Source organism: uncultured Aquincola sp. (assembly GCF_964001545.1).
Taxonomy (GTDB): Bacteria; Pseudomonadota; Gammaproteobacteria; order Burkholderiales; family Burkholderiaceae_C; genus Aquincola.
The window spans coordinates 1-6,815 of record NZ_CAXFDV010000737.1 but is presented as its reverse complement, the minus strand read 5'-3'; the positions used below and the strand labels follow the sequence as shown (position 1 = coordinate 6,815).

General features: G+C 68.1%; 8 protein-coding genes. 3 read left to right on the top strand and 5 right to left on the bottom strand.

Translation table 11 applies throughout. From position 1 onward, the window contains the following. The 4 genes from ABNT58_RS25910 to ABNT58_RS25895 form a co-directional block, all read right to left on the bottom strand. Nucleotides 1-468: AMP-binding protein (locus ABNT58_RS25910; RefSeq protein WP_348756262.1), on the bottom strand; the 468-nt coding region annotated here is incomplete at its 3' end. A gap of 104 nt (nt 469-572) precedes the next feature. Beyond that, entirely contained in the window at nt 573-1,997 is a 1,425-nt protein-coding gene (locus tag ABNT58_RS25905) for an NAD(P)(+) transhydrogenase (Re/Si-specific) subunit beta (RefSeq protein WP_348756261.1), read from the bottom strand. Further along, nucleotides 1,994-2,311 carry an NAD(P) transhydrogenase subunit alpha gene (locus tag ABNT58_RS25900; RefSeq protein ID WP_348756260.1) on the bottom strand — a complete coding sequence of 106 codons (318 nt, stop codon included), beginning with the start codon at nt 2,309-2,311 and terminating at the stop codon, nt 1,994-1,996. Before ABNT58_RS25900 ends, ABNT58_RS25905 begins: the two co-directional genes overlap by 4 nt. 15 nt (nt 2,312-2,326) lie before the next feature. After that, nucleotides 2,327-3,442 (bottom strand): Re/Si-specific NAD(P)(+) transhydrogenase subunit alpha, encoded by a 1,116-nt coding sequence (locus tag ABNT58_RS25895; RefSeq protein WP_348756259.1) that lies wholly within the window; start codon nt 3,440-3,442, stop codon nt 2,327-2,329. 121 nt (nt 3,443-3,563) lie between these two features. On the opposite strand from ABNT58_RS25895, the gene ABNT58_RS25890 reads away from it, so the two are divergent. The 3 genes from ABNT58_RS25890 (at nt 3,564) to ABNT58_RS25880 (ending at nt 6,239) form a co-directional block, all read left to right on the top strand. Next, nucleotides 3,564-4,058: an NUDIX hydrolase gene (locus ABNT58_RS25890; RefSeq protein ID WP_348756258.1), complete on the top strand. Its 495-nt coding sequence runs from the start codon at nt 3,564-3,566 to the stop codon at nt 4,056-4,058. A gap of 26 nt (nt 4,059-4,084) precedes the next feature. After that, the gene (gene mnmA / locus ABNT58_RS25885) at nt 4,085-5,191 is read left to right on the top strand and encodes a tRNA 2-thiouridine(34) synthase MnmA (RefSeq protein WP_348756257.1); all 1,107 of its coding nucleotides are present in this window, start codon (nt 4,085-4,087) and stop codon (nt 5,189-5,191) included. 103 nt (nt 5,192-5,294) lie between these two features. Next, on the top strand, nt 5,295-6,239 hold the full coding sequence (locus ABNT58_RS25880; RefSeq protein ID WP_348756256.1) for a CysB family HTH-type transcriptional regulator: 945 nt from the start codon (nt 5,295-5,297) through the stop codon (nt 6,237-6,239). Between the two features lie 21 nt (nt 6,240-6,260). Here the strand turns inward: ABNT58_RS25880 and ABNT58_RS25875 are convergent. Beyond that, a partial coding sequence (locus ABNT58_RS25875; RefSeq protein ID WP_348756255.1) for a long-chain N-acyl amino acid synthase occupies nt 6,261-6,815 on the bottom strand: 555 nt, incomplete at its 5' end.

Sequence of the window (6,815 nt, the reverse complement as noted above, 5' to 3'; positions counted from 1 at the left end):
GAGCCGGTCGCCCATCGAGGCCAGCACGATGTGCTTGACCGGCGTGGCCGCGATGCACTGCTGCAGCGTGACGCCGAAGTTCTCCATGATGATGATCGCCTTCGCGCCCGAGTCCTTGAGCTGGTGCTCGAGCTCGCGCGGCGTGTACAGCGGGTTCACGTTCACGAGGATCAGGCCCGCGCGCAGGATGCCGGCCACCGCGATCGGGTACTGCGGGCAGTTGGGCATCATGGCCGCGACGCGGTCGCCCTTGGCGAGGCCCAGGCCCTGCAGGTAGGCCGCGAAGGCCTTGCTGAGCTTGTCGGTCTCGGCATAGCTCACGTCCTTGCCCATGAAGCTGTAGGCCGTGCGGTCGGCGTACTTCGAGAAGCTCTCTTCCATGAGACCGACCAGCGACGCGTACTGCGATGGGTCGATGTCGGCAGGCACGCCTTGCGGGTAACTGCTGAGCCAGGGACGATCGGTCATGGATGTGTCTCCTCCGGAGTCGGATTGGGATGAAAACGAAAACGGCGCCTGAGCGGCGCCGTAAGGGTTTGCCCGCAGAGCGCGGGCCGGGACGGAACCTCGGCCTATTCGATGGCCTTGCCCATATCTTCCACTACTTTTTTAGCATCGCCAAAGACCATCATGGTCTTGTCCATGTAGAACAGCTCGTTGTCCAGGCCCGCGTAGCCGGCGGCCATGGAGCGCTTGTTCACGATCACCGTCTTGGCCTTGTAGGCCTCCAGGATCGGCATGCCGTAGATCGGGCTGCCCTTGGTGTGCGCGGCCGGGTTCACCACGTCGTTGGCGCCCAGGATGATGGCCACGTCGGCCTGGCCGAACTCGCCGTTGATGTCCTCCATCTCGAAGACCTGGTCGTAGGGCACCTCGGCCTCGGCCAGCAGCACGTTCATGTGGCCCGGCATGCGGCCGGCCACCGGGTGGATGGCGTACTTCACCGTCACGCCCTTGGCGGTGAGCTTGGCCGCCAGCTCCTTGACCGCATGCTGCGCCCGCGCCACCGCCAGGCCGTAGCCCGGCACGATGACCACCGTCTCGGCATTGCCCATGATGAAGGCCGCGTCGTCGGCGCTGCCGCTCTTGACGCTGCGCTGCTGCTGCGCGCCGGCCGCCGCCGCCGTGGCATCACCGCCGAAGCCGCCCAGGATGACGTTGAAGAACGAGCGGTTCATCGCCTTGCACATGATGTAGCTCAGGATGGCGCCCGAGCTGCCCACCAGCGAGCCGGCGATGATCAGCATGCTGTTGTTGAGGCTGAAGCCGATGCCCGCCGCCGCCCAGCCCGAGTAGCTGTTGAGCATGCTCACCACCACCGGCATGTCGGCCCCGCCGATGGGGATGATGAGCAGCACGCCCAGCACGAAGCCCAGCACAATGACCGCCGTGATGTCCAGGCTGCTCTGCGAATGCCAGAAGCCGAAGACGAAGAACACCGCCGCCAGGCCCAGCAGCGCATTGAGGATGTGCTGTCCCGTGAACTGCACCGGCGCACCCTGGAACAGGCGGAACTTGTACTTGCCGCTGAGCTTGCCGAAGGCGATGACCGAGCCGCTGAAGGTGACCGCGCCGATGAAGGCACCCAGCGCCAGCTCGATGCGGTTGCCGCCGGGGATGGGGTCGCCCTTGAGCGCGATGCCGAAGGCATGCGGCTCGATCACCGCGGCCGCGGCGATGAACACCGCAGCCAGGCCGATCATGCTGTGCATGAAGGCCACCAGCTCGGGCATCTTGGTCATCTCCACCCGCTTGGCCATCAGCGCGCCGGCGCTGCCGCCGACCAGCAGGCCCAGCAGCACCCAGGCCAGGCCGCCGGCACTGCCCTGGGCCAGCTTGACGATGAGCGCCGCGGTGGTGAGCACCGCGATGGTCATGCCCGCCATGCCGAACAGGTTGCCGCGGATGGAGGTGGTGGGATGGCTCAGGCCCTTCAAGGCCTGGATGAAGCAGACGCTGGCGACAAGGTAGAGCAGCGTGACGAGGTCGAGGCTCATGCACCCTCCTTCTTGGCGGCCGGGCGCTCCTTCTTCCTGAACATCTCCAGCATGCGCCGGGTGACCAGGAAGCCACCGAAGACGTTGACCGCGGCCAGCGCCACGGCCAGCACGCCGAAGATCTTGGCCGGTGCGCCCTCGGTCAGCGCGGCGGCCAGCATGGCACCCACGATGACGATGGCGCTGATGGCATTGGTCACCGCCATCAGCGGCGTGTGCAGCGCGGGGGTGACGGTCCACACCACGTGGTAGCCCACGTAGATGGCCAGCACGAAGATGATGAGGTTGGTGACGGTGTGCGAAACGATGTCCATGAGGGGCTCCGTGGGTCAGGCGCGCTTGATCTCGCCGGCCTGGGTCATCAGGCAGGCGACCACGATGTCGTCGTCCATCGGCACCTGGAAGCCGCCGTCCTTGGGCAGCACCAGCTTCAGGAAGTCGAGCACGTTGCGGGCGTACAGGCTGCTGGCATCGGCGGCCACCAGGGCGGGCAGGTTGGTCTCGCCCACCAGGGTGACGCCATGCTTGACCACGGTGCGGCCCGACTCGGTGAGCGGGCAGTTGCCGCCCGCGGGCGCGGCCAGGTCCACCACCACGGAGCCGGGCTTCATGCTGCGCACCATGTCTTCGGTCACCAGCACCGGCGCCGGCCGGCCAGGGATCAGCGCGGTGGTGATCACCACGTCGGCCTGCGCCACGCGCTTGGCCACTTCCACCTTCTGGCGTTCCAGCCAGCTGGGCGGCATCGGGCGGGCATAGCCGCCCACGCCTTCGGCCGCTTCCTTCTCCTCGGCGGTCTCGTACGGTACGTCGATGAACTTGGCGCCCAGCGACTCCACCTGTTCCTTGACCGATGGGCGAACGTCGCTGGCCTCGATGACGGCGCCCAGGCGCTTGGCGGTGGCGATGGCCTGCAGGCCCGCCACGCCCACGCCCAGGATGACGACGCGCGCGGCCTTGATGGTGCCGGCCGCGGTCATCAGCATCGGAAAGAGGCGCTGGTACTTGTCGGCCGCGATCATCACGGCCTTGTAGCCGGCGATGTTGGCCTGGCTGGACAGCACGTCCATGCTCTGCGCCCGCGTGGTGCGGGGCGCGGCTTCCAGCGCAAAGCTGGTCAGGCCGGCGGCGGCCAGGCGGCCCAGCCCGTCACGGTCGAAGGGGTTGAGCATGCCCACCAGGGCGGTGCCGGGCTTCATCAGCCCCAGCTCGTCGGGTGAAGGGGACCGCACCTTGAGCACCAGTTCGGCGCCGAAGGCGCCGGCTGCGTCGGTGGTCTCGGCCCCGGCAGCCTGGTAGGCCTCGTCGGTGGCGCTGGCCGCCACGCCGGCACCGGCCTGCACCCGCACGCGGTGGCCCTGGGCGATGAGTTTCTTGGCCGTCTCGGGGGTGACGGCCACGCGGGTTTCCCCCGCGGCCGTCTCGAGCGGAACGCCGATGAGCATGGGTGGATCTCCTCCAACAGTGATGAATTGCTGGCCGCCGTTCTGGCGCGGCATGTTGCGGGGCAGCTTACACAAGTTCCCCTGCGGTCCGTGTCATGGTTCACGCGGCTACCATCCGGCCATGAGTTCCCGCCGTCCCCCGATCAGCGTGACCGTGGCCGCCGTCATCGAACACCAGGGCCGCTACCTGATGATCGAAGAGGAAACCTCCGAAGGCGTGCGCCTGAACCACCCGGCCGGCCACCTGGAACCCGGCGAATCGCCGGTGCAGGGCGCCATCCGCGAGGCGCTGGAAGAAACCGGCTGCAGCTTCCAGCCGCAGTACCTGCTGGGGCTGTACCTCTCGCGCTTCCACCGGCCCGCCACCGGCGAAGACGTGACCTACCTGCGCATGGCCTTTGCCGGCACCGCCAGCGAGCCGGCGCCCGGCTGGGTGCTGGACGACGGCATCCTGCGCACGGTGTGGATGACGCCCGACGAAATCCGCCGCAGCCCGGTGCCGCACCGCAGCCCGCTGCTGCTGCGCTGCCTGGACGACCACCTGGCCGGCAAGCGCTACCCGCTGGAGGTGCTCACCGTGGATCCCACGGTCTTCGTGCCCGAGGTCAAACGCTGATGGCGGCCGCGCGGGACAATCCGCGCATGGAAACGAGGAACAAGCAGCGTGTGGTGGTGGGCCTGTCGGGCGGCGTCGACTCGGCGGTGACGGCCTGGCTGCTCAAGCAGCAGGGCTACGAGGTCGTCGGCATCTTCATGAAGAACTGGGAAGACGACGACGACAGCGAGTACTGCAGCACGCGCCAGGACTTCCTGGACGCCGCGTCGGTGGCCGACGTCATCGGCATCGAGCTGGAGCACGTGAACTTCGCGGCCGAGTACAAGGACCGGGTGTTCGCCGAATTCCTGCGCGAATACGGCGCCGGCCGCACGCCCAACCCCGACGTGCTGTGCAACGCCGAGATCAAGTTCAAGGCCTTCCTCGACCACGCGATGCGCCTGGGCGCCGAGAAGATCGCCACCGGCCACTACGCCCGCGTGCGCGAGGTGGACGGCCGCTTCGAGCTGCTCAAGGGCCTGGACCCGGGCAAGGACCAGAGCTACTTCCTGCACCGGCTGTCGCAGGCGCAACTCAGCCGCACGCTGTTTCCGGTGGGCGAGCTGCACAAGACCGAGGTGCGGCGCATCGCCGAGCAGATCGGCCTGCCGAACGCCAAGAAGAAGGACTCGACCGGCATCTGCTTCATCGGTGAGCGGCCGTTCCGCGAGTTCCTGAACCGCTACCTGCAGCATGCGCCCGGCCGCATCGAGGACGAAAACGGCCGCGTGGTCGGCCAGCACGTGGGCCTGAGCTTCTACACCCTGGGCCAGCGCCAGGGCCTGGGCATCGGCGGCGTGAAGTCGGCGCAGGGTCCGCAGGGCGAGCATGCGCCCTGGTACGTGGCACGCAAGGACTTGAAGCGCAACGTGCTGGTGGTGGTGCAGGGCCACGACCACCCGTGGCTGCAGTCGCCCGCACTGAGTGCGGCCGACACCAGCTGGATCGCCGGCACGCCGCCGGCGCTGGCCGACTGCGCGGCCAAGACCCGCTACCGGCAGAGCGACGCCAGCTGCCGCTTCGAGCTGCGCGAGGACGGCAGCTTCGGCCTGCGCTTCGACGAGCCGCAGTGGGCGGTGACGCCGGGCCAGTCGGCCGTGCTGTACGACGGCGAGGTGTGCCTGGGTGGTGGCGTGATTTCCGCAGCAGGGTGAGCCACTCTTATGCGCCCAACAAATATGCTAAGGCGCAATAAGTAGTTCTTTCGCATAAAAACGGCTAACAAAATGCGGCGCTCTCATCAGCGAGCGTCCGCCCTTGAACTTCCAGCAGTTGCGATCTGTCCGGGAAACCGTGCGCCAGGGCTTCAACCTGACGTCGGTGGCCGAAGCCCTGCACACCTCGCAGCCCGGCGTCAGCCGGCAGATCCGCGAGCTGGAGGAAGAGCTCGGCATCGAGCTGTTCGTGCGCGCCGGCAAGCGCCTGACCGGGCTCACCGCCCCCGGCGCCACCGTGCTGCCCATCGTCGAGCGCATGCTGATGGAGGCCGACAACCTGCGCCGCGCGGGCGACAACTTCGCCCGTGCCGGCAGCGGCACGCTCACCATCGCGGCCACGCACTCGCAGGCGCGTTATGCGCTGCCCACGGCGGTGCGCGACTTCCGCAATTCGCACCCCGACGTCACGCTGCACATGCACCAGGGCTCGCCGCAGCAGGTGGCGCAGATGCTGCTGGACGGCAGCGCCGACATCGGCGTGGCCACCGAGGCCTTGACGCAGTACGACGAACTGGTGGCCCTGCCCTGCTACCGCTGGACCCACGTCGTCATCACGCCGCCGGGGCATCCGCTGACCGCGCTGGACAGCCTGACGCTGCAAAGCGTGGCCGCCTACCCGCTGGTGACCTATGAAGCCGGCTACACCGGCCGCGGCCACATCGACGAGGCCTTCGAGCGCCACGGCCTGCAGCCGCAGGTGGTGCTGACGGCGATGGACGCCGACGTCATCAAGACCTATGTGGAACTGGGGCTGGGCGTGGGCATCGTGGCGGCCATCGCCTACGACGAAGAGCGCGACCGCCACCTCACGGCGCTGGATGCGCGGCACCTGTTCGCCGCCAACATGACCCGGCTGGCGGTGCGCCGCGGCAGCTTTCTGCGCGACTACGCCTACGCCTTCATCGAGACCTTCGCGCCGCCGCTGGGGCGGGCGGTGGTGGAACAGGCGCTGCAGTCCAGCGCCGGCTCCAGCTTCGACATCTGAGCCCTGCGCCCTTGCGGGCGCTCAGGACCCCATCGGCCGGTCGGTCGACCAGTTCGACTTCTGCAGCCGGCTGATGATGCCGGCCTCTTCCGTCAGCGAGAACGAGAACGGGTAGAGCGAACGCTCGGTGGCCGACAGCTCGGGCTGGCCGCCGAACTTGGCGATCTGCTGCAGCGTGTAGCCGAAGTCCAGGTGCAGCAGCACCGCCGGCGCATTGACGCGGCGGTTCATGCGCTCGGGGCCCAGCACCTTGCAGCCCAGCATGCGCACGTAGTAGTTGACGTGGCGGGGGTTGACCTCGATCAGCAGCGTGTCGAAGCCCTTGAACCGGTAGGCCACGATGTAGGCCACGTGGAACAGCGAGGCCAACACCTGCTTGGCGCCCGACACCGGGTCCATCGCCAGCTTGGTGAATTCGCAGATGCGGTGGCCCGCCGCACGCAGCTGAGCCACTTCGGGGCCGAAGGTGTCTTCCGCGTGCAGGCCTTCCGGCCCGTCGAGGCCCACGGTGATGGTGCCGATGATGGCGTCGTGGTCGGTGGCGGTGAGGGTGACGCGGTTGGGCGTCTGGTTCTC